We start from the raw sequence: 22,880 nt of genomic DNA, 5'->3' as shown, positions 1-22,880 counted from the left end.
CGGATCCAGAAACTTCCCGTCGCACAGGGCTAAAAGCTTTACCAGGTATATAACCAAGGGTTTAACCTCTAGGGCACTTTTAAGCGCGATAGGTTGGGTCCAAAACAACCAATCTACCGTGCTAATCAATTATCCGCTTGCACAATCAGGTAATTTCTTTGCGCCTTTATTTCTGTAATAGGTCCCCGTATTTCTATCCCTAAGCAAGTCAAACCCAGAGTTTGCAGTGCGTTAATCACTATACAACCTCCAAGCTGATACCTGTTAAGGTATATTTAAAGACCTAATTGAATCTAAAATATACTATTATTATAAATATTAAAGGTATTTTTGTTTTAGAGGAAAAATACATGCAAGAAAAAAGCACTCTAAAAGACCAGTATGTTTACGTCCTTGTGAATGACTTTCCTAGGTTGTTACGAGTTGGTGCAACCTTGGAAAGTATAGCCAACATAACCTTTGCAGAGAATGAACTCATTTCAGAAACTCGCGTAAGGGCTTACCACGATTTCAAAAGAGCTGCATTTGCCTCTAAAAAACTATTTAAAAAAACAGGAATAGAATTACAGCGAAATGGTCAACCTCATAAATTATTCCATACTGGGATTGCTAAAATTAAAATAGCTGAAGAAAACATGGGAGAAGAATTAACCCGAGAAGAATTTATTGATGGATTGGAATCGATAACTCACCCGAGTGGAATAATCATAACCAGAGCAGAACTAGACCCATTAAAACACGAACAACAGGAAGAAGAAAATCTGTCGTATAAGAGCAATGTTGAGGAAGAACTATTTAAAACTCAGTCCATTATAAAAGATATTTCCGCGATTCCTCATAAATTACGATACTTATTATTTGTTGACTTTGAATTATTTCACCATGGCAAGGAAAACTGGATTGATTATGAGTTTCGAGAGCGAAAATGTGTTAAGAACTTGTTTGATACCACTACCACAATTCTAGAGTTATATAGGTTTGATCCAAAGATCAAAACAAATATAACACTTGAGATAATAGACAGATTGCATCATCAGCTGAGTAAAGGTTTGGCCCAAATGGATGATGAAGGGGAAGGTCTTAAAGGATATCGTACTATTTACAATGGATTTCCAATTTTCAAAGATACATCAACAATAGAAGGAGTTAGAGAATTATTATTTCGAATTAGAAAAGACAATAGTGCAGAGGGATTTATGCTTGGCAGTCCTTCTCGTGTAGAATTTTCTAATAGAGAAGAGTTTATTGATGTAATTGGAGATGCGAGGAAAAATGCACTGGCATGTGCTGGTGAAACCTCTTCAGACAAGAGTGTAAACATCAAAAATTTTAAGGATGAACAAATAGAAGAGCTCGCTCAAAACATTTATCAAAAAATTAAAAATGGAGTACCCGTTTATATATTAACTCCAGAGCCTAAGTTAGCTTATGAATATTCTTTAAATGCTGTTAAAACTTATAATCAAGAGATCAATGAAGCAATTACTGTTCACGATAAAATCAGAGCAATTGATAAACTAGCCCATGAATTAGAAATTCTACATTTATATTATGATGTAAATCTTCGAACGAATTATTTATTGATTAACTTATTATTAATATCTAATGATATAAAATGGACAATTTTATATAACCCCAATCGAATTGACCTTTTTAGTGAAGAACAAAGAATAAAAGAAATTAAAAAAGGAATTTTTCGCTTTGAATACTTATTGAAGCATCAGGAAGAAATGCTAAATAAGTATGATCAATTAAATAATGGATTAGCTAAAGAATTCAGATACGGTAACTTAGGCTTTTATCAACCTTTTCAGAGAGAGGACAAATTGAAAGAAGTCAAAAAAGCTGCACTCCAAAGCTCAGACCCGGAAGGAGATATCGAAAGAGAAATGCAAAAATTTGATGAGGATTCAAAAGCAGAGCAAAGCCAAATAATCAGTGTGGTAGATAGTTGGTCAAAAAAATACGAGGAAGCCGAAGGATCTTTGAACGATTTTTTAAGGCAATATTCAATATAATCCTCATCCGGGAAATAAAACTTGCTTTCTTTTGCCGATTTAATAATTAATGTAAAACGTTTTTTAAGAAATATGCCTTAGTCACCGTCAATAGTAACAAAGTGACAAATACCGGCAGTAAAGAGAACATTGATTGGATTGCGTTTTCCTTAAAATATTTTATCAGCAAGCGTAAGCTGGGCTAAAAAGCTCACTACTTACGAATTTACATTCATCAATTACGTCACAAATTGGAGAAAAATACTGCACAACCTCTGTATCTAATAACCGAGCCAGGTATTGGGTATCGTCTTTTATGTAAAATGGATGCATGAGCAACCTGTACTTATTTTTACTAATCAGCGAGATAGGTTGGGTTAGGCGTTAACCGTAACTCAACATGCGATGTGCGTCAAACGCTAAATTTCCTTATATAACCAATTCCTACACCCCCAATCCCCTACCTTCATCACTGCCCCCCACTCCTTACATAATATCTCAGCGTCGATATATCGGTGGATACTCAAATAATGCCAATCGCTCGCTTTTTTTCACATAACCATGTTTCATAGGGTTGTAATGTATGTAATTTAAATGACGTTCATAATCTTTCTCATCTCGAATACAATGCTCCCAATAACGTCTCTATCATATTCCCTTTCCTTTTTCTTTGTCTCGCAAAGCGAATTGATTCGTTACATGGCAATTCGCGGGAAAAATTACTTTTAATTAAACGAATTCTTAAAGGGTAATCACTATCACCTTTCGGCAAACTTATCATCATATGAAGATGTTCTGGTAATATCACAATTCCGTTAATCTCAAATGGATAGCGCTTCTTTATTGGTGACATCGTTTTACACAGTACATGAATACTCTGAACCAACAAATTGCTGCCCCTTTCTTTTAAGTTAAGAGTAAAAAAATAGGTGGATCCTGGTCTAAAGACTCTTCGATAATACATTGCGATTAGACTCGTGTTGTCACTTTCCTATACCAAGCTCATAACACTTTATCAGATACCTTTACAATAATTTATGAGGTGAGGGTGAGTGCGCTTGTTGGGTTACGGATAACGCCTAACCCAACCTACTTGCTTATCTGGATACTCCTTCACCTTCGGCAACAGATAATTTGAGGCAATTCGATCCTCTTGGAAGCCCCTAATAATGAATCGATATTGAAAAAACATACTATACTTAATATCAAACATATGTGCTCTTCGGTATGTAATCTGTATTTTCTAACTTAAGGATCAAGAAAAGGAGTATTCACTATGAGCAACATTATTAAATCATTGTTACTTTCTTCGTCCATTTGTTTCGCAATATTTACCCCGACCATTTTGTTTGCCGATGATTGCAACGTAGACAACTGTACCGGTGCAAAGTCTTCAGATGAAATTGACTGCCCCGGTAAAGGATGCGGTTGTTATTGCGATGAGCACGGAAATGCTCGATGCAAATGCACTCAGCCTTTGGATGAAAATAAAACTAATTCAAACACCAAAACAAACAATTAGTAACTATCATACTCGCATTGCTTTGATTTTTTTGATCTCATTTGCCTGGTTTATTAGTAGGTTAACTGGGCAATTCATCATGCTCTTGCATTAGCGTTCGACATTACCTGCATGGAATAAGAAAAATTACCCCCAATCCATGGTGCGGGTGCGTAAATATGCTGTAGGTGCATTTAATAACTGGAAAATTGCTGCTCGTTTTAGTGGCCCGGCCAATGCAAGCCCGATGGTTTTACGTCATCTTGCAGATCAAGCTGTAGCTATTTTACGAGCGAACCCACATGCAATTGATGTACGTACTGATTGGCGTGAACCTGTATTAGAAATTGTTCCAGAGTATCAACAAGAACGCGCACGTTGGGCGGGAATTTCACGGCTTGATTTAGCCCAAACTTTGCAAAGAGCCAGTGACGGAATTAATGTAGGACTTTATCGTGAAAAAGATAGTTTAATCCCTATTATCTTACGTCAACCATTAAGTCTAATTGGGCTCATGTAATAGGGTCGCGTCTTACCATTTGCCTATAACTGAAAAGGCAAGTCACGACCCCAACATGTATTATAGACCTCTTTCCAAACTCGCTGCAGAAGATTTGGACTTAATTTAACATTTCCATTTCTTTCAAGTACGAAAGGAGGTTTGCAGATGCTAGGCTTTTCAGCCCAGCCTACGCTTGCTACAATTTCTCTGAAGTGAATACGAGCAAGGAGCCATTAATAATGTATAAGAATATCATGCTAGCACTGGATGGGAGTAAGATATCTGACTCCTTAGTAGACGAAGTAATTAAACTAACTAAAGATCAGAGCCCCAATGTGCGGATTATCCATGTTATTGATGAAAGCAGTATTCGTTATGGTGGGCCTTCTTTTGACTATCTTTCAATTATTGCTGCTTGGAAGGAAGATGGAGAAAAGATATTAGATAATGCTGCAAAAAAAATAGCGAAACAATCATCTATCAAACCTGAAACATTAATTTTGGAATTAAAGCCATTTCAGGGGAGAGTAGCTGAGGTAATTGTTGACGCAGCAAAAGAATGGCCTGCTGATTTATTAATGATCGGCACGCATGGCCGGCGTGGCTTTAGTCGTCTCTTTCTAGGGAGCGTGGCGGAGAATGTTGTTCGAATTGCCACAACACCAGTACTTCTTGTGCGCGGCAGTGATGCATAAGCAAAATGATAGGCAAAGTAAGACGAGGACAATGGACACGGGTGCCCCACAAGTCTCTCTTGTCTCTGCATTTTGTCTTTTCTAGTTCTATAGCTTTGGAATTTTATGATAAGTTACACTACCAATTCACTAATTAGTGCTATGAGATTTTAACTCATGAATACAAATTTGCATGTTGTTTGTCCTTATTGTAATACAATTAACCGAGTACCTGCTTCGCGTTTGAGTGAACATCCCAATTGTGGAACGTGCCAACAGTCGCTTTTTAATTGTAAACCGATGAGTTTGGAAAATGATCAATTTGCTCGCCATATCGAACGGAATGATATCCCTGTTCTTATTGATTTTTGGGCTCAATGGTGTGGCCCATGCAAAATGATGGCGCCACAATTCGAATCGGCAGCACGTCTTCTTGAACCCAAGGTAAGGCTCGCCAAAGTTGATACTGAAGCGCAACCTTCTCTAGCCTCACGGTTTGCAATTCAGAGTATTCCCATGCTCGTTCTTTTCCATCATGGCAAAGAAATTGCGAGAAATGCCGGCGTCATAAGTTCACAAGATTTAGTAAAGTGGGTAAACAAACACCTAGATTGAATATCAGGTCAAAAATCATCAAATAAGGTTTCATGCTCATCGAACATGAGCTAATACAAATACGCGGGCGATACAATTCACTCTTTATGTTTTTCAAGAAGAAAAGCAAGCTTAGCAACTGACTTGAAATATAATTCAATACAGATGCTACTTTAATACAGCCGGATTTCGTTTCACTTCATCTACGCTATGCTTGCTTATGCAGCTTCACTTCGTAAAAAATCGGATTTTCTTAACATGTCCCCTTAATCCAAATCAGGTAAACGACTCCATCCACCACTCTGCGCATCTCGATTTTTCAACGAGCCCTATCCATCGCCAATTACCCCACAAACTCTAATGCTTGAGGTATTTTTTATGATTTATTATGCGATTGTATATTGATTTATAGCGATTATTACTGGTTTATACCATACTGAAATTAGCTGCCCCTACAAAAAGCTATGGGTATGCAAAAAACTATTGAAAGGAGTCAGAAAATGAAATGGCTACGTTGGTGTGTACTTGTTGTTTTTTGTTACTCATCCATGGCATTCGCAGTTAATAACCAAGAGGTATCTCCTAAGCTTATCTTGAATCAAATTAAAATGATAAAAAAGGGAGAGTGGTTGGGCGATGATTTATATTTTGATATCAGTGTATTACGAGCCAAACAGCCAATGAAATATATTCGAATCCCAGAATTTCCACTTCATTTGCCACCATCAAAAATCAATACTCTTAAGCCAACTGTTCTATGGTCTGAACCCATTAAGAACGAAGAAAAAGTTATTTTGATTGTATCTCTGATGGATCAAGACTCAAAACCTTTAAATCCAGATGATATTATTGGATTAATTCGTATTGAATTAAAAAATGAAAAAGGAATTTTACATTCACAATGGAGTGTGCCTAATCAACAATCAGAACCAGTGACTTGGGGTATAAACACACCTCAAAAATTCTTACTCTCCAATACCAATGGTCAATACGAACTGTATTTATCCGTTGTGTTGCAAAAATAATTTCTTAAAAAGAGAAGTTGTAAAACTGACACCCAAAATTATTTCTGCAACATTAAAAGCTGATATGGCAAGCGTAACCCGGGTTTGAATCCTTTGGACTTTCACCCAGGCTACGCCTGCTTATTTTTTATAAGAATACACAAGTAGAGGCAGCGGATTAATTGTCCTTCTCTCGAGAAAGATAAAAATTTGAACTACAAGTATTTTTATCACTGTTTTTGTTTGAGCATTAACTATTATTCAATACATTACTCTGTTAATTTATTGAAAAGATAAATTTATATGTTTTAACAGGATGTTAATTTGAGAAACATTATTTTTTTAGAAGTATTCTTTTGTCTCATTTTGGCTACAACTACGCCCTCAGTCTGGGCAAAAGATCAAACCACATCAAAATGTGATCCTTATAATAACTTTGGGTATTTGGATAGCTATTTAGGGGAAGATTTTTTTACTCGTTTTTTTCGTTATTATAAGTTGGAAATGGGACATGCTGCAGCACCTTCTGATCCTCATGCCCCATCCTCACATCGAACAGGCTGGCTTGCAACCCCAGAGTCTACACCACCAATGCCTTTTACTGAATGGCCTTATGGTGCTGCTACGGCTTTAGGGGTAAGTCTACCTAATTCCGTTGATAGCCCACTTATGGTTGGCATCGCGAATACTTCTGCTGGAAAATGGTTACAAAAAAATCATATTCAAGTTTACGGCTGGGTCAATGGCGGAGGCAATATAAGTACCAACACGGTAAAACCTGGTGGCAATGCACCTATGGCCTATCTATATACACCTAATACCGTTCAACTGGATCAAACCGTTCTCTATATTGAACGCGTTCCCAATACAGTTCAAACAAATCATATCGATTGGGGTTTTAGACTATCAGGAATTTATGGGGAAAACTACCGCTATACCACGGCATATGGGATTGCCAGTTATCAGCTTTTAAATAGCAACTCGGTTTATGGCTATGACTTTCCAATGGTTTATGGTGAATTATATATACCTAATGTAGCTCAAGGATTACTGCTCCGAGTTGGGCGTTATATCTCCATTCCTGATATTGAGGCGCAACTTGCTCCCAATAATTATATGTATTCGCATTCTATGACTTACACTTTTGATAACTATACCAATGAAGGGGTCGTTGCGAGTTTAGCAGTTGCTAAAAATGTCATTTTCCAACTAGGTTTAGTTGGAGGAACAGATACCGCAATTTGGAATATGGGGAAGAAGGTAAAAAATCCTGCACCCAATCCGTTGTATCCAAATACAACCTTTTTGAAAGATCCAGGAGCTAGATTGTCAGCCGTTGCTTGTGCTCGTTTTACCTGGAATGATGGCAAAGATACATTCTATCCGTGTATGGATGGCATCAATAATGGCATATGGGGTTACAATAATCTTCAATGGTATGGATTCACTTTTTACCATAAATTCAACGATCGGTGGCATATTGCCTATGAAATTTATACACTGCATCAAAACAACGTCGCTAATAGTAACAATCCTATTGCGGCGGCCGCCATTGCCGCTGGAGGAACTCCTTTTTCGCCACAATATATTCCTTTTAATGCGCCAAATGCTGCACAATGCAATAGCACATCTGCTCTTACTTGTACTGCGTCGGTATTAGCTACTGTTGCCTACATTAATTATCAATTCTCCCCTCTCGATAATATTTCATTTAGACCTGAATTTTATGATGACAAACAGGGGCAACGTACCGGTGTAAAAACTCGCTATCTTAACTTTGGGCTGGGTTGGCAACATTGGCTATCGCCACAAATCGAACTGCGTCCAGAAGTTGATTACGATTATGCGCTCGATAGGAATGCATTTAATGGCAATATTAATGCAGGGATTCCCCCAAGCAAACGTTATACTGTATTAGGTGCAATGGATATTATTGCCCATTTCTGATGCGTAAGTTTTTGCCACTTTCCAGATTAGGGATGAAAAAAAGGGAACCATAAAAGCAAGCGTAGGCTGGGCTGTAAAGCCCATAGCCGTCAAGCTAAGAAGTAGATTTTTGGTGTTAAGCGGTTGAATTAATTAGAAAAAAAGATAGAGTACCCTTTTAAATTTTTTCCTAGCCGGGAAATAAAAAGAAAAAGGGACTCTATGCTGTTAAACAAAATATCAAATTTGCCACAAAAAATCTTTAATTTTTTAACTAAAGAAGCGCGAACACTTGGTAAGGAATATGGATTTACCAAACGTCAATCAAAAGTAACCGCTCCATCATTTATAAAAGCGTTGATTGTAGGGAACCTTAATCCACACTTTAGTTTGGAGCAGTTGAGTAGTTTACTTAGGAAAGAAAAAATATCTATCACGAAACAGGGTATTCACGAGCGTTTTAACGAGGCAACGGTGAAGTGGTTAGCAGCACTTTCAAATGCTTGCTTAAACCATTTCAAGGCCGAAAAAATGTCTGCCATTAAAGGATTAAAAGGATTTAGCCATATCAATATTGTGGACAGCAGTACGATTTCTTTACCGAGTATTTTCAATACATTATTTAAGGGAAGTGGAGGAGCTGCCTCTGATGCTGCACTAAAAATTCAAGTCATGTTTGACTATCTTGAAGGACAAATCAAAGCATTGACTTTAACCGACGGATGTCATAATGACCAAGGCTTTGATCATTATTTTAGGGAAGTAGAAAAAGATGCACTTTATTTAATGGATTTAGGATATTTTAAACTGAGTTCCTTTCAGAAAATTATAGATGGAGGTGCTTTTTTTGTCACTCGCTTTCGCACTAAAACCACTTTGTTTCAAACCGATCATCAGCCGATTGATTTACTAAAAACACTTTCTAATGCAGGAGCTCTCTTTTCACAACCCGTACTTTTAGGAGCAAAAGACAAAATCCCCGTGCGAATTGTTGCAACACGACTCCCTTCTCAAATCGCCGAACAACGGCGACATAAGCTCAAAGAAGGATTGCGACGTCGAGGCATGAAGCCTAGTAAAGAAGCTCTCGCTCTGCAAGATTGGTCTATTTACATTACCAATACCTTAAAAACACAAATAACGGATGAGGATATACATCAAACATATGCCTTGCGATGGCAAATAGAGTTATTCTTTAAGTTAAGCAAATCTTTAATGAAAATAAATCACTTCCGCACTCATAAATCTACTCGATTACTCACTGAAATATATAGCAAATTTATTACAATGATGCTGTTTTTCTTATTATGTAATCCTGTCAGAATTCATCTTGCAAAAGACATTTCTTTTTATAAATCTTGTGCCTTGCTCCTCTTCAAATCCGCTTTACTGACCAAGGCGTTCTCTTCTCTCTATCGCTTAAAATTATTTATTGCTGATTTCTTTGAGGACCTTGCTCTCTTTGCCGTCAAAGAAACGAAAACTAAGTTTCTTGCCAACCCTTTTCCAGGAGATTGCTTTTAGCTCCGATTGCTTAGCTTGACGGCTATGGACTTTTCAGCCCAGCCTACGATAATTACACCATCCTTTATTTGTGCTGGCTCACCTAGGTAAGCGCCTCACGATACAAACTCAGATGTTCCTGGAAACTCCGATTTACGAACTCGTGGATGTGATTTCACGTGCCAGAGTGGCAGCATCATAAAAAATGGAATCAGGCAGCAAATAAATAAGGTAAGGAAGAAATTATCCCAGCCGTAGTTTTTAATAATTGCACCCAAAGGAGCACCCGCAAGGACAGCACCTAAACAATAGGCAAAAAATCCCGCAAAGCCGGTTGAAGTTGCCGCTGCTTTTTTATGGGTTAACTCCGCACAGGCCATACCAATCATCATTTGGGGACCAAAGATAAAAAAACCAAAGAAAAAGAGAAATAATGAATCGAGAAATGGGGTATATGCCTTGGTCAACGAAAATAACAACAAAGTGACAAATACACCTGCGGTAAAGAGAATATTAATCGGGTTGCGTTTACCTTGATATACTTTGTCAGAAAGCCAGCCGGCAACCAGATTTCCGAAAAAGCCACCCACCTCAAACCAGATGATACAACTACCTGCTGTAATTAAGGAATAATCCTTCACTTCCGTTAAATACAACATGCTCCAGTCATTCAGTGCCGTGCGAACAATATAAATAAACAAATAAGAAATGGACAGTATCCAAATATAAGGATTACTTAACACATAATTCCAAAGAATTTCTTTGACTGAAAGTTCTGTTTTTTCCGGGTGATGGCTTGATGAACCAGAAAAATCTTCTCGATATTCCTCTATCGCAGGTAAACCAAGCGATTGCGGAGTATCTCTTAAACGATTGATTAAAAAAATACCGCCTAAAATGCAGATGACTCCAGGCACAAACATGGCTGAACGCCAGCCGAAATACTGCGCACAGACAGCAACAATCAATGGAATTAATGCACCACCAACGTTATGTGATGTATTCCAAATACTCCACCAACGGCCACGTTCGGATTGAGAATACCAATGGGTTAATAATTTAGTACATCCTGGCCATCCCCAACCTTGAAACCACCCATTCAATCCCCAAAAAATAGCAAATAACCACCAGGTGGAAGACAATCCAAATAAAATATTAAAAATACCTGTCAAAATGAGTCCAATCGCCATTAAATAACGAGGATTTGACTTATCACCGAGAATTCCACTCAAAAATTTGCTAATGCCATAACTTAAACTCAAAATGCTCGCAATCATTCCCAGTTCTGTTTTGGTCATCCCCAAAGTACTTTGCAATGCAGGCATCGCGAACTGAAAGATCCCCACGAAATTACCAAACACGGTTAAGCTCCTGTTCTATAATCTCTTGTAAGGTTCTAGGGTCAGGGGCTAAGGAACAGAGCTGATTATGCTCAATCATAAGCTTACCCAGGGTAAAATAAGAGAATATTTTCTTATCTTTGACCGTATTGGCTTGGAAGTATTGTTGTTTATTTTGACTATGTGCAATTACTCCAATAACCCAATAAGTAATTTGCACAATAGCAGCAAGAAGCATTTTTACTCCCCATCTATCTACTGAATGAGTACGCACATAACGTCCTGCTAGTCCGAATTGATGACTTTTAACATCTCTAAACGATTCTTCTATTTGCATTCTTTTAAAATAGAGATTGATAATATCAGTAGGCCCTACATCCAATGGTAAATTAGTAGCCAAAATCCATGGCTCTTTATTAGCTTGACTATAACTTCCATTAGACAGTGTCGAGGTGGTTTTTCCTCGTGATGTCTTTACCTTTCTTCCCTTAGGCTTACGATAGGTTGTAACCACCCTACAAGGTCTTGTATGCTCTTTGGTTAATAGAGCATGCTCATAATGTGTCGTTTTAGATTTAATATCAGGGATTAGTTCTTTAATGAGTTTCCATCCCAGTTCTTCGGATAATTGTACCGATTTAACTCCTCTTACACGACTTAGCCAATACCAGCCCAGCGCTTCTATTTCTTTAAACCATTCTTCATAAAAACCGGCATCCATGATTACGATTACTCGACGATTTTTGGGCAAACAAAGACTCAACTCTTTTAAAAAGTCCTTAGCTCGTCCTTTTGTTTCGGTATCTCTATACACTTCTCGATAAAGAGGAAGACTTCTACCTTTTAACGCTATTTCTGCACTGAGCATTTGAATTTCTCGGTCGTCTTTTAAGCAGCAAATATCTACAATCAAAGGTAAGGTTGTATCTTGCGAGATGTAAGTAAAAACAAAGCTTGATAACCCTTGATAAATGGAAAAAAGTTCATTATGCAGTGCCTTATTGCCTTCCAGCCTATCAACTTTCTTTATCTTATTTTTTAATTTTGCATCTCCAGGCAAGTTCCTCCCTAATTCACTTAATGAAAGGTTTTGGCTATGTCTTAAGCCTGATGCTACATCCATTACTGCATTCAATCGTGATATATGAATTTCAGGACATGATTCTGTAAGCGAATTATAAAGATAGGTTTCTACAGCTAACATTTTAATTTCCATGAGTCTTAATGACGCTCATTTGATCATGAGACGCTCTTTATTTCAACTCATAATTCGTGGGGATAGATCAGATCGCGAAGGTAAAACTTTTGCGCGTAAAATAAAACAAAGCATAGCCTATATACATTGCATAAAAAGTACGAATACGCCAATAGCGGTACTGCTGTTTCACAATGTTTTTATCTTGAATTTCATGAAGATAAGGTGCAGGTTTTAGAAATTTCAAAAAGCCCATGATTGTCCATATCATGATAAAAAATACGATTAGAATGTAACTTGGACAGTATGTCAAATCCTTTCTAACGAAAATGATAAAGGTTCATACCTATTGATAATTAATTTTTTAAAAATTTAAATGGAATTCTTGTGAAATTATAAATAAGCTACGCAACCTGTATTAAAAAAGGATTTGTCGAAATGAATGAAATAATTGATATATTAGAACAAGATCAAATCGATTCTGCTCTTTATAAACCAGAAGTCATAATGGTTTTAAAAAGAAAATTTCGCACCCAAAGAGATTGGATTATTGCCTCGTTCAGCGAATATCAATTTAACCCCAAAGAATCGGCTAAAGTCCAACAAGCCATTCTCAATGGGGATCTTCGAATAACAGATATTCTAATACGTCCATTTTCCCACTATTTTTGGAGTTTCCTTACCTTTAAGTGGGGAGAGATACTTTCGGGTGGAAAAAGATTATCCAAGCAAGAGGTCTTACAAATTGCTACCTGCTCTTGCAATGGCCAAGAATTTACAAGAACCCCCGAGCAAAATACAAATAGGCTGATAAAAGGTGTGCCATTAGTCATTGGTAAGGTAGTTACCTCCATGGCGCTATGTATGGTATTTTGCCTGGGATTATTAAGTACTTTAGGAGCTCCCTTTGGCTTTAGCCTCGGCTTAGCGATAGTACTTTCCTTATGTAACGGAATAGTATGTTTATTAAGTCGCGGACAAGCCATGCTGGATAGTGCTGGCTTTCAACCTAGCAAACAGAAAACATTTAAGACTGCTGAAGAAAATGCAAGGGAAAAAACAATACTCGACAAAGGTCAGAAATTATTGTTTGGTATCGTGACCTTGTTGGCCTGTATTTCTGCCGGTATTACTGGATATGCTGGCCTCGTAGGACTTCTCACTTTTTTGGGGGCAGGTCTGCTCATCTCTAACCCGCTGGTTATGGCAGTTACGATTGGATTATCGGTGATTGCAGCGATTTCTTTTTATTCGTTTCAAGCGGTAGGCATACGTGAAAATTATACAAAATTTAAAAATCTTTTTATTGAAGATTATAAAAAACCCTATGGTCTTTTGCGATGTGTCTTATTAGGAGTCGTAAGTACGATCTTTTTAGCTGTTTATGCGACGTTAACCTGGTTTACTACTGTATCAGGGGTAAATAAATTTTTAAATGCTATAGGTGCCACTCCTGAAACTCTTTTAGCATATGCTATTGCGATGATATGTACCTCGACAACCATGTTTGTTAATACTTTTTCACAAGTATATAAAGTCTTTAACCCGAAAACTTATGTCGATCTAAAAGAAAAATTTGAATCAATTTATCAACCACCAGATGAAAACCAAACAGAAGCTCAAAAGTTAAAGCAGGGATTTCTCAATATGCTTAAATTATGCGCATTAATAGGCGATTCTCTTGCTTATTCTGTTGCTGGTGGAATCCGAAGCGGAATTCATGTTGGAGAAACCCTGGGAGAAGCAATAGGGGAGAAGTTTGCATTAACCGTTACCATGGCCATATTGTCTCCAGTCATTTTAGTATTCGTATCGATTGCTTTTACCTGGCCTACCGTTTTTAATAAAAGAAAAACCACTCAAGCTCCTTCACCGATAGAGAAGCCATTGATAGAAAAAACAGGACAGGGCCATACTCCAGAAGCATTTCAATCTAAAACTCTATTACCATCATCAGAAAAATCCCCCAAAACCAATCATTCTAAAATGAGACAAACTGGGCCAAGATTTTTTGATGAGCGGTTGAGTGAAGGGGCAAATGATGACCCGACTTTAGAGAGCAGAAGAGTTTTGACCTCGTCCTAGTCCTAAATAATGAGGTTTTTTAATCGACAAGGTAAGTGTCGATTGATTGAAATGAGTAAAATCAATCGATGCTTATTAAACGACCCATTTGCGGTGCCAAATATCCACTGTAAGCAAAATATCTGAGCTGTTCTTATAGCAAGATGTTATATCATATTAAGAATTATTCTTTAAATCTTTAAACTATCGAAATCCCCAAATGCATGATAAAAAGTTTTAATAATGATCTAATTATCTCAAATTAATCACTTCAAATTAATCAATAGTGGAGCCCGAATTCATAATGAAAAAATAGTTCTAATACCTTTTTTAGGACATAGGACATGGCGATGCAGGCTGGTATGGAGTTTGCTAAGCTCAAACAATGGGAGCACTTAACGCAATTCATGACCTATTACTGATTACTGCTCAAATCGAGCTCCCCTACTTGGGTTTATTCAATTGAGCAGCAACTTTTGTATTAGGCAAAAGCTTGGGTTGTGAATTTTCTAATTTTTAATTACTGATTCAAAATTGAAACCCTGCTCCATAGACTCTATTTTTGCAGGTTATCCTTTTCTTGTTCAAGCCACTCCAAAAAGGCTTCGCGATCTGATTGAGATAAATTAAAAAATTTATTTTTTATTGTTTCAATAGGTTGTTGTTGCTTTCTGGGAACTTTGATCCAAGCCTCGTTTATCTTCATTTTTCCTTGTATCACATTTTCATAGGCGATGGGATCTTTCTTTTTTAACTTCATAAGTTGTCCATCAATAGATCTTGAATGCGAGGGTAAATACGTAATATTGTTTTCCTGAGGCAGACTAGGATTTGTACTATCTTGCTCCCTGAGATCGTGATTCAAATCTTTAATAGAGATTTTATTTTCCTTCGCATAAACCCTGACATTGTTATCCACCATACTCAGCACATCACCCCAATGGGCTACATGCTGCCTATTTACATCCATAGCCGCCCGCAATAACCACAACATTTCATTGTTAGTAATACCCAGGCCATCTGATGATTTCTCAAGGGCATATTCGCCAAAATTTTTATAGGGATTATTTCTTTTTTTCCAAACTTCCCGTTCAATGATCTGGGATATGACTGAGGGAAGACACTGAAAGATAAGTTGTTTAAATTCATCGATATACTGATTTGCTTGAGCATGCAGTGCTTCATCAGAGAGAGTTGGCTTCTCTTCATTGGATATTTTATTTATTAGTTCTTCTGATTGCATTATAAATCCACTTGTTGGTCAATATTTATTCCGAATTTTAAAACTACTCAATGGTTATCTTAAGCTGATCAGCTTATTGAACTCAATAAGACAATATCGCTAGACGCAGGGAATGATGATTTATAAGAGTAAGCAATATCACTTAATACCCTCTTAATATTGTTCACTTATAATACACTTTATGCTTTTAAAACTTGCGGGGTGTATTATGCAAAAGAAAATTGAACTCGAGGTTGTCCAAACCGCTTCCAAGGTAGTGCTCAATTATCACAAGCATCCCGAAGTTGGTGGGACTGGACATGTTTCAATAGAGGCCACTCATGAGGGTAAAAAACACGTAATTAGTGTTTATCCAAGTTCGGAGTTATCTGCATTTACGCCACTTGCTATTAGCTCGATGTACGTTTTTCCTACAAAAGCAGTAAATCATAGTACCCCCTCTACGTCAGACAGTCCTGTTCATGCATCTTATGACATTACTAACCAGATAAAAAATATGGATGCAGTTATTGAAAAGATAGACGAACTAAACGAATTAATGAATTCAGGCCGTGCCAGCTTTAGCTTAACTCCAGGTTCAGTAACAAGAGCTGCAACAGCAGTTTTCAACAATAATTCATCCACCTCAAATATGTTGCTGGGATTAAAGATGCTCGATAGAGACGTCATTGAATCTGAAATTGCGAAAGTTGACGTAATTAATTGTGCTGAAGCAGTGAGCAGAATCCTAGAAGCAGGTGGTATGAAAAGACCTGAGGGCATAATGTCCTTTGCTGCACCAGCAAGCATTAATAGTCATTTTGCTTCTCAGTTTAAAAAGACAGAAGATACAGTTGCAGCTACAGAACAAAGTAAAACGACTGCAACTGAGGAAGCTCCAGGCTTGCTGAGAAGCATGTTCAATTCGGTAAAAGATTTTTTTACCTGGAAAGAAACTTCGGAAGAACTCAATCCCACACGCAACCAATACAGCAAAGCTCTGGTAGCCATGATGATGATTGGCCTACTTATGATAATGGATCTGTAGAGGAGCCTGAAAAAGTAGATGCGCCGGTAGAAATATCTTCACCAGAAGACGAGCCAACATCTGGAAGTGAAGATACACCCTCTTCAAGACCGTCAGAATGTTCTGATTCATTTTTTAGTAGTGAACCTATTACCGCACAAAAGGGCGATGAATCGGATTTAGATTACTGCTCAAGATATGAGTCCATGGTCAACTAATAGGTCTTGTAAGTTAATTAAACCTGCTTCTCTTTATAAAGAGTAGTAGGTTTCTGGATTGAGAATATCTTTCATATATTTAAGAAAGCTTGCCCTAAATTACGGTATGCAACAACCTTGCAACCAACTCCATTGTTCCATATAATCACTTGAGCAATTTTTAACAAAGATGTTCTTCGCATCAACAGCATTGGTTTGGTTTGCTGCTAAATAACCAATAAAGGGAGGAGTCCTTTATGTTATCTAAAAAGGAAAGCGTGAGTATAGAACCAGTCCTATTGGAAGACGATTCAGTCACTATTTATGTTTGGTCAAGTGGATTTAATAGCCTTGGTCATGTCTCAATGAAATTTAGCGATGATCAGTATTGGAGTATTTGGCCCAAATCAACCCCTGCTGGAGGCCTTACGTCAATATGGCCATTAACAGCCACTTTAGCGACAAAATTAGCAGATGATTGCATGCAAGAAGCGGTTAGGCCTAAGGAAGATTTCGCAAATCTCATGCAGCCTGTTGAAATCTTACCATTAGAGCCCGATAAAGTATTTGTCGTTCATGGCCTCGACAAGCAAAAAATGAAAAATGAGTTCACTCGGATAAAAGAGGGCTTGGATACGGGTGAAGTGTGCTACCAACTTCTTCCTGGAGTAAAAGCATCTGACTTTATCCACAGACTTCTCTCAAGGAATCCCAAGAACGCCGAAGTATATAACTGCGTGACACTTACAGGGCATTTATTAGAGGCTGGTGGCAAGTCTTTAACTAACGACCCTTGGGCAACTCCGTCTAATTTTGCAGAGCAACTAGGCAATCTAGAGCAAGTAAAACTTATAGAGCCTCCTGCGAGAGACACTGAAAAGCCTGGTCCAAGTAGTCAACGAGATGCTCCTGATACTGAATCAGCATCTACTTCTATCAGGAAGAGGCTGACCAGCCGTTGGTTTAGCGATGATTATTTTGATGATGATACCCATGGTCAAGAGACGACCGATACCCGTTCCGCAGCTCAAGAATTTGTATCCAGAAGGGATGATACTACCAGTCCAAGAGTATCAGAAACTTTGTGTTCTTTTTTTGCCAATGAAAATACTTCTCAGTCCTTTTTGCAACAAAGGGATGAGGAATCTGATTCAAGATATGTACAAAGAATGGATTTCATGCTCAATTAGAAATCCATGATGGGCCTCTAAAGATGACCGCATTGAGCTCCTCAAATTCATTAGACTTATTGGAGCAGTTTGATCTCATGTGGAGCATGAGATGGCTGCCCTTTTCTGGAATACAATGCGACTATGGCGTCAAATATAGAACAACATGAACTAAAAGAGAGACTCTTGCAATGAAAAAAGCTGCGGAAATGTTAGTCGAATATTTAGAGTATGTATCCGATACTCTGAAAAACAGCCCTGTAGGGGGTAAAGATGTTGGGGAACTGTTAAATAAATTAAATGGAAGGTTGTTTTTTACACCGTCGCTGGGCAATGTTCAAATAAAAGAACCCACGGCACTATTAGAAACATTATGTGAGGACAAAGTACTCGAAACATTTGGCGAACTCTTCGATAAATGGAAGCCTCGAGTGAATGAAACGAATCTTAATGACACCAAAGCAATTTTTTATAAAATTTTTTTCGAGCCTTTTCAAGAGAGCGAAGCGTGGCATAACTTTTGGGAGAAGCAAGTTCAATTAATCGGGGAGCGGCTTCAGACTGAGCTAGGCGGCGAAGCCACCAAAGAAGAGATAAGTAAAGAAATCCAAAAGATACAGGATCAAATTGCCAGTGCCATTATTTATAGAATACAACAAAGTTGGTTAAACAAACAAAACAAAAAAATTTCTGATGATCTCCTAGGTGCATTCACTGAATCGGAACGTACTGAAGTATTGCTACGAAGAAACCTATTGACTGCTAAGGTAGCTGTATTTACTACGATAATTAATAATGCCTGGAATACTCTAGAACATTTTTTAGGTTCAGAAAGTAATCCAGAAAAGGGAACTATTTATTTTGATTTTCAAGATGAGATGAGTACTTTAGTAAAAGGCTTGGAAACGCGTGGCTTAGAAATAGGAGCAATGAAAAAAAAGCCAAGAAAGGAAGAGGCAATAAGCAATTTAGCGGCTCAAATTCATAGTGCAAGACAAGGAAAGGGATATCGAAATCTTGGTGTAGAGGTGAATGAACAAAAATTACAACTTGCGTTGCGGGTTTTTGTTACTCAATTAATGGATAGCACTTCCGGAAAAGGTCAACTAATTCTTGAAGGCATAGCAAGAGGAATATTAGAAGATATTAAAAATAATCTGACACAACGCATTGATGCTGTTAATTTACCAGAATATTTAACGACGATACATTTGTTAGGTACTATCGAAAATAAAAAGATTAAGAAACAGTGTAAAGATTTATCGCTTTTATGCACGATAAAAAAGGACAGCGCAAAATTAGATTCTGAGAAGAGTGAGTTATCCCCTTCTCATAGTAACGGTCGAGAGCGTACTGATACCATTTCAGAACCCTCAACATACAGCCGCACCCCATCTCCGCGTCTAACACGTAGTTATACGATGCAGCAAACGCCAGCCAAAGAAAAGAAACCTAATCTATTGGAACGATTCTTTATGAAAAAAGGATTAGATCAGAGTAGACCTATTCTTAAAAAAAATAATTCTTTTATGCTCCCAGAAGGGATAAAAGATAAAGAGTTAAGCAAAATAAAAAGATCGGCAAGCTCTTTTTTTCAAACTCATGATGATGAGGACAGTCAATTGCCTCTCCAAAAGTCTCATTTAAATTCAGGATTAAATTAAGTCCAGATAAAATGCAATAAGGTGGGTCCTTCTTGACCCAACCTTATTGGAGAAACGACACAAAATCTTAGAAGAATGAATCAAACCGAATCAGAAATATGAGTTATATTTTGATGGCAACTGGTAATTCATAAAACTATGAGTAAGAAAAAATAAAATTGTTTTTCCGATTACCATCATTTCATTTTAATAGTTGATGGTGTTTTAACGGCATGATATTCATTAATGTTTATTTATAATACAATTGCATTTTTTTAGTATATCGTGAGGTTTTTAAATGTTAGATCTTATTCGTTTGTGGGAAAAAACTTTATCTCAACACACCAGTACCGATCAATTATCTCGTTCTTATGCTACTGATACAAAACAAGCCGCAATTAATTTTGATGCGAATACAACTCAATCAAGTTTTGAATTTAAGAAGAGCCCGAAGGTTATTTTTGTAAAAAATAGTTCAACTTTAGAACCTGCTGATTTTTATGATGATTTACCAGAAGTTAATCTGACTCAGGAAGAAGAAGATGCTCGATTAAAAGTAGTTGCAGAACAAAAAATCAAAAATCCACGTTTTTATGATGGCAAACAAATGGTTATTACTGCCGTAACATACAATGAAAGCACTAATACACTCTATTTGGAGGCAAAAAAAGTACCTTATTCTTTTATTGTCGCGCTGAGTAATAAAAAATTCCCTGATGATAGTTCACTTTATCAACATAATTTTTTTAAGACAGGTGTTCTTTCTCCATTGGTAACTCGTAACGGCATGTCGATGTTATTACAAAGAGCAGCTCTTGGATTATATTCGGTTCCAGGCGGTTTTCTAGAAGCTCATGATGAAGAAAAAAGACTAAATTTCTATAATGGAAGTAATTTGGTTGTTGAAACCGCTGCCACTGAATTAGAAGAAGAGCTCGTGGGAATTAAAGGGACAAATAAATTACGCTTCAACTTTTCTAAACCACAAATTACCTCGATTTCATTTAGAAAGACCGGTTCTAATCCAATTGGAACAGTCGAGTTTGTTGCTCCCTCTTATGCTGATTGCCATAGTAGTTATTTACAGCAGGTTTTTCTTTCCAATCAGGCTAAAGATGCAAGTGAACATACCACCCAACATGAATTAATCCCTTTATATTCTCAAGAACGAAATACTCTTCTGGAGAAGCTGTTAACTGGACCCGTTAAATTGCCTGGGGCAAGCTTATATCTACCCGTAGCGTTGAGTTTAACTCGTCTTGAGAATCAGGCTTCCATGATGGCTTTGCCTAGGGCTATCCCCAACAGTTCATCCATTGCATGGCCATTAAGTATATTTACAGCAAAGCCAATGAAATCTTTACCTACACCCAAGGTTGAATTAGATAGTGAATCAGAGAATGAAGTACGCAACGAAAGATTCGACCTAATTTCTTAATGCCTTCGATTTGCTTAATAAATAAGGAAGATAATTTCATAACCTTCCTTATTTATGAGTCAAAATGCAGTCTATTTTATTAACTCCAAGATCAGTCTATTCAGAGCATTTGCTAGGCTTTGCCGCCCAGCCTACGCTTGCTGTTATTTGATTCCACTGAGATGCAAACCAAGATTTTATTTTTTCCCAGATAACTCGCTCTAAAGTTCGGGTGTGGCGTGTGGATGTTTTCTTAAAAAATCAATTTTGATCACACAAACCATTCCACATTCTTCCAATTACCCATATCTATTTTTTTAGCTGCAATTCTAGTTTGATAGTTGCCGGCATGAATTTCGAGTTTATGTCCATCTGGATCCAGAAAATAGAGTGAATCACCTGGCGCAGTGTTGTCTTTGAATAGATATGCCCCTGATTCAGTAATCTTCTTAGCCAGAGATTGAAAGTCTTCGCTGCTGACACTAAAGGCATAGTGAGTATAACAAGGCTGTGGTTCCCTGGCTAAATCAACATTGAGACAGAACCAAAAATCCCCTACAAGAAAATAGGCTCCTTTATCCCATTTTACGAGAGGCTTAAACCCCATAACATCCTTGTAAAACAAGAAAGACCGATTAATGTCAGCGCATGCAAGCGTAATGTGATTAATATTTGTGATACTCATACTCTTGTTATCATCATAATAATAACCATAGTTTGAACTATGGCTTACGTTTAGTCATCATTTTTGCGACTTAAGAGCCCCAAATCTTTTTAATTACGCGAATGGGCCAATTGATAAAACGATTATTGGTTTGCAGGCATTTGGGGGTGCGGTGATATTGGCTGATACCGACATCATCAATCACATCCATGATGATATGAATGCGATCCTCATTGCCAAGGTTGTATGCTCTGTGCAAGCAATTAACCGCAACAAGATAGCAATAACCGTCTGCTGGCATGTGAAATGCACCTTCTTCAGTTTCGAATTTACACTCAGGATTAGTGATCACAGGAATATGCAATCGAACTTTATAGGAATTTTCCCATGTATCTCGATGCCAAATAGTGGTTCCTCGGGGCGAAATCCGTGTCCAACGAGCATGGTGGGGTTGTAATCCTAATTTGCGAATAGTCTCAATAATGTCAGCAATATATCCAGTAGCTACTTGAGTGGGATTAACATGCATCTTCGGCCATGTATAACCAATTTCACGATGGGCTCTTTCATAGTCAAACTTATATTCGCCACTAGCCTGATCAACAAGGTAGAAACGCTTTTCTGTTTGTTGAAAACCATCTCGATAATCACCACTTGTACTCAGTATACTCCAACCACCGAACATCTCATTTTGTTGGACGGGCTGCAGATGTTTGACGTATTGATTAAAATAATTTTGAATGCGCTCAATATCAAACTTGATGTTTAACTTTTCTGCAATCATTAGAAAATTCCTCTCTTTAGATACTGCCAAGATACGTTTAATGCTAATATCCAGTGAACTCTTTTTTGGGGGTTATAACTTACTCAAGTTTATATTTTATGATTAATCTCTAAAAACATAACAGCCCTATTTAATTATTTTACTAAATGTTTTCTAATAAGGCTATTTTTACAAATAAAAATCAATTCCACCTATAAAATGAGCTAATTTTAATATTTTGTTACGCAAGAGTTGGTTTGTCGTTAGGCCCCAACAATACAATCCAAGATTTATTGATTCAATAAAACAATTAACTAAGCAGAAATTCTTCTTTTGATCAAAATTAGCAATTATGTTGGGTCAAATAAACCAACATAATTGCTAAAATTCAAATTGAAAAACTTGATTCTGGAGCTGTTTTAATTAGGGCGTGTTGACAATTCATCCCCACCGCCTACGTGCCGCGACGTGTTCGCGG

Annotated in this window: 19 protein-coding genes and 2 pseudogenes; 14 read left to right on the top strand and 7 right to left on the bottom strand. The window is 37.4% G+C overall.

What is annotated here, in order from left to right:
- The first annotated feature begins 350 nt into the window (after positions 1–350).
- Positions 351–2,018 carry a hypothetical protein gene (locus OQJ26_RS18850; protein WP_265705232.1) on the top strand — a complete coding sequence of 556 codons (1,668 nt, stop codon included), beginning with the start codon at positions 351–353 and terminating at the stop codon, positions 2,016–2,018.
- 203 nt (positions 2,019–2,221) lie between these two features.
- Positions 2,222–2,332, top strand: a complete 111-nt coding sequence (locus tag OQJ26_RS19505; protein ID WP_416209973.1) for a winged helix-turn-helix domain-containing protein — start codon at positions 2,222–2,224, stop codon at positions 2,330–2,332.
- A 278-nt stretch (positions 2,333–2,610) separates the two neighbouring features.
- Here OQJ26_RS19505 and OQJ26_RS19500 read toward each other — a convergent pair whose 3' ends face one another.
- The gene (locus OQJ26_RS19500) at positions 2,611–2,961 is read right to left on the bottom strand and encodes an REP-associated tyrosine transposase (protein WP_416209972.1); all 351 of its coding nucleotides are present in this window, start codon (positions 2,959–2,961) and stop codon (positions 2,611–2,613) included.
- A gap of 312 nt (positions 2,962–3,273) precedes the next feature.
- On the opposite strand from OQJ26_RS19500, the gene OQJ26_RS18845 reads away from it, so the two are divergent.
- The 7 genes from OQJ26_RS18845 to OQJ26_RS18815 all read left to right on the top strand — a co-directional run bounded on the left by OQJ26_RS18845 (position 3,274) and on the right by OQJ26_RS18815 (position 9,722).
- Complete coding sequence (locus OQJ26_RS18845) at positions 3,274–3,519, top strand: hypothetical protein (protein WP_265705231.1); 246 nt, start codon at positions 3,274–3,276, stop codon at positions 3,517–3,519.
- Between the two features lie 148 nt (positions 3,520–3,667).
- Positions 3,668–4,018 (top strand): hypothetical protein, encoded by a 351-nt coding sequence (locus OQJ26_RS18840; protein WP_265705230.1) that lies wholly within the window; start codon positions 3,668–3,670, stop codon positions 4,016–4,018.
- 221 nt (positions 4,019–4,239) lie between these two features.
- Positions 4,240–4,695: a universal stress protein gene (locus OQJ26_RS18835; protein WP_265705229.1), complete on the top strand. Its 456-nt coding sequence runs from the start codon at positions 4,240–4,242 to the stop codon at positions 4,693–4,695.
- A 156-nt stretch (positions 4,696–4,851) separates the two neighbouring features.
- Entirely contained in the window at positions 4,852–5,289 is a 438-nt protein-coding gene (gene trxC, locus OQJ26_RS18830; protein ID WP_265705228.1) for a thioredoxin TrxC, read from the top strand.
- Between the two features lie 479 nt (positions 5,290–5,768).
- Positions 5,769–6,293 (top strand): hypothetical protein, encoded by a 525-nt coding sequence (locus OQJ26_RS18825; RefSeq protein ID WP_265705227.1) that lies wholly within the window; start codon positions 5,769–5,771, stop codon positions 6,291–6,293.
- Between the two features lie 303 nt (positions 6,294–6,596).
- Positions 6,597–8,219, top strand: coding sequence for an outer membrane beta-barrel protein (locus tag OQJ26_RS18820; RefSeq protein ID WP_265705226.1), 1,623 nt, complete (start codon positions 6,597–6,599; stop codon positions 8,217–8,219).
- A 201-nt stretch (positions 8,220–8,420) separates the two neighbouring features.
- Entirely contained in the window at positions 8,421–9,722 is a 1,302-nt protein-coding gene (locus OQJ26_RS18815) for an IS4 family transposase (RefSeq protein ID WP_265705225.1), read from the top strand.
- Between the two features lie 95 nt (positions 9,723–9,817).
- On the opposite strand, the pseudogene pgtP reads toward OQJ26_RS18815, so the two are convergent.
- The 3 genes and pseudogenes from pgtP to OQJ26_RS19425 form a co-directional block, all read right to left on the bottom strand.
- Positions 9,818–11,038: pseudogene (gene pgtP / locus OQJ26_RS18810) on the bottom strand (phosphoglycerate transporter protein PgtP); the annotation flags it as partial.
- A 13-nt stretch (positions 11,039–11,051) separates the two neighbouring features.
- The gene (locus OQJ26_RS18805; RefSeq protein WP_265702028.1) at positions 11,052–12,257 is read right to left on the bottom strand and encodes an IS4 family transposase; all 1,206 of its coding nucleotides are present in this window, start codon (positions 12,255–12,257) and stop codon (positions 11,052–11,054) included.
- A gap of 70 nt (positions 12,258–12,327) precedes the next feature.
- A pseudogene (locus OQJ26_RS19425) lies at positions 12,328–12,492 on the bottom strand (MFS transporter family glucose-6-phosphate receptor UhpC); the annotation flags it as partial.
- A 182-nt stretch (positions 12,493–12,674) separates the two neighbouring features.
- Here OQJ26_RS19425 and OQJ26_RS18800 point away from each other — a divergent pair.
- Positions 12,675–14,321 carry a hypothetical protein gene (locus OQJ26_RS18800; protein WP_265705223.1) on the top strand — a complete coding sequence of 549 codons (1,647 nt, stop codon included), beginning with the start codon at positions 12,675–12,677 and terminating at the stop codon, positions 14,319–14,321.
- A gap of 535 nt (positions 14,322–14,856) precedes the next feature.
- On the opposite strand, the gene OQJ26_RS18795 is transcribed toward OQJ26_RS18800, so the two are convergent.
- Positions 14,857–15,543 (bottom strand): hypothetical protein, encoded by a 687-nt coding sequence (locus OQJ26_RS18795; RefSeq protein ID WP_265705222.1) that lies wholly within the window; start codon positions 15,541–15,543, stop codon positions 14,857–14,859.
- 208 nt (positions 15,544–15,751) lie between these two features.
- Here OQJ26_RS18795 and OQJ26_RS18790 point away from each other — a divergent pair, with 208 nt between their 5' ends.
- From OQJ26_RS18790 to OQJ26_RS18775, 4 genes are all read left to right on the top strand, one after another.
- Complete coding sequence (locus OQJ26_RS18790) at positions 15,752–16,570, top strand: hypothetical protein (protein ID WP_265705221.1); 819 nt, start codon at positions 15,752–15,754, stop codon at positions 16,568–16,570.
- 433 nt (positions 16,571–17,003) lie between these two features.
- Positions 17,004–17,936, top strand: a complete 933-nt coding sequence (locus OQJ26_RS18785; protein WP_265705220.1) for a hypothetical protein — start codon at positions 17,004–17,006, stop codon at positions 17,934–17,936.
- Positions 17,937–18,106: 170 nt separating this feature from the next.
- A complete protein-coding gene (locus OQJ26_RS18780; protein WP_265705219.1) occupies positions 18,107–19,579 on the top strand; it encodes a hypothetical protein in 1,473 nt (490 codons plus the stop codon).
- A gap of 277 nt (positions 19,580–19,856) precedes the next feature.
- Positions 19,857–20,996, top strand: coding sequence for a hypothetical protein (locus tag OQJ26_RS18775; RefSeq protein ID WP_265705218.1), 1,140 nt, complete (start codon positions 19,857–19,859; stop codon positions 20,994–20,996).
- A 250-nt stretch (positions 20,997–21,246) separates the two neighbouring features.
- On the opposite strand, the gene OQJ26_RS18770 is transcribed toward OQJ26_RS18775, so the two are convergent.
- Both OQJ26_RS18770 and OQJ26_RS18765 read right to left on the bottom strand, forming a co-directional pair.
- On the bottom strand, positions 21,247–21,660 hold the full coding sequence (locus tag OQJ26_RS18770; protein ID WP_265705217.1) for a fosfomycin resistance glutathione transferase: 414 nt from the start codon (positions 21,658–21,660) through the stop codon (positions 21,247–21,249).
- Between the two features lie 70 nt (positions 21,661–21,730).
- Complete coding sequence (locus tag OQJ26_RS18765; RefSeq protein ID WP_265705216.1) at positions 21,731–22,423, bottom strand: aspartyl/asparaginyl beta-hydroxylase domain-containing protein; 693 nt, start codon at positions 22,421–22,423, stop codon at positions 21,731–21,733.
- Between the last annotated feature and the right edge of the window lie 457 nt (positions 22,424–22,880).

Origin of the sequence: Legionella sheltonii (assembly GCF_026191355.1) — a bacterium.
Lineage (GTDB): Bacteria > Pseudomonadota > Gammaproteobacteria > Legionellales > Legionellaceae > Legionella > Legionella sheltonii.
The sequence above is the reverse complement of the archived record's forward strand: the minus strand, read 5'-3'. Positions and strand labels throughout refer to the sequence as shown.

Coding starts and splice junctions, on each gene's coding strand:
- trxC (WP_265705228.1), top strand. CDS start 4,852: ATGAATACAAATTTGCATGTTGTTTGTCCTTATTGTAATACAATTAAC.
- OQJ26_RS18815 (WP_265705225.1), top strand. CDS start 8,421: ATGCTGTTAAACAAAATATCAAATTTGCCACAAAAAATCTTTAATTTT.
- OQJ26_RS18775 (WP_265705218.1), top strand. CDS start 19,857: ATGTTAGATCTTATTCGTTTGTGGGAAAAAACTTTATCTCAACACACC.
- OQJ26_RS18795 (WP_265705222.1), bottom strand. CDS start 15,543: ATGCAATCAGAAGAACTAATAAATAAAATATCCAATGAAGAGAAGCCA.
- OQJ26_RS18785 (WP_265705220.1), top strand. CDS start 17,004: ATGTTATCTAAAAAGGAAAGCGTGAGTATAGAACCAGTCCTATTGGAA.
- OQJ26_RS18800 (WP_265705223.1), top strand. CDS start 12,675: ATGAATGAAATAATTGATATATTAGAACAAGATCAAATCGATTCTGCT.
- OQJ26_RS18825 (WP_265705227.1), top strand. CDS start 5,769: ATGAAATGGCTACGTTGGTGTGTACTTGTTGTTTTTTGTTACTCATCC.
- OQJ26_RS18770 (WP_265705217.1), bottom strand. CDS start 21,660: ATGAGTATCACAAATATTAATCACATTACGCTTGCATGCGCTGACATT.
- OQJ26_RS18845 (WP_265705231.1), top strand. CDS start 3,274: ATGAGCAACATTATTAAATCATTGTTACTTTCTTCGTCCATTTGTTTC.
- OQJ26_RS18850 (WP_265705232.1), top strand. CDS start 351: ATGCAAGAAAAAAGCACTCTAAAAGACCAGTATGTTTACGTCCTTGTG.
- OQJ26_RS18805 (WP_265702028.1), bottom strand. CDS start 12,257: ATGGAAATTAAAATGTTAGCTGTAGAAACCTATCTTTATAATTCGCTT.
- OQJ26_RS18790 (WP_265705221.1), top strand. CDS start 15,752: ATGCAAAAGAAAATTGAACTCGAGGTTGTCCAAACCGCTTCCAAGGTA.
- OQJ26_RS19500 (WP_416209972.1), bottom strand. CDS start 2,961: ATGTATTATCGAAGAGTCTTTAGACCAGGATCCACCTATTTTTTTACT.
- OQJ26_RS18835 (WP_265705229.1), top strand. CDS start 4,240: ATGTATAAGAATATCATGCTAGCACTGGATGGGAGTAAGATATCTGAC.
- OQJ26_RS18780 (WP_265705219.1), top strand. CDS start 18,107: ATGAAAAAAGCTGCGGAAATGTTAGTCGAATATTTAGAGTATGTATCC.
- OQJ26_RS18765 (WP_265705216.1), bottom strand. CDS start 22,423: ATGATTGCAGAAAAGTTAAACATCAAGTTTGATATTGAGCGCATTCAA.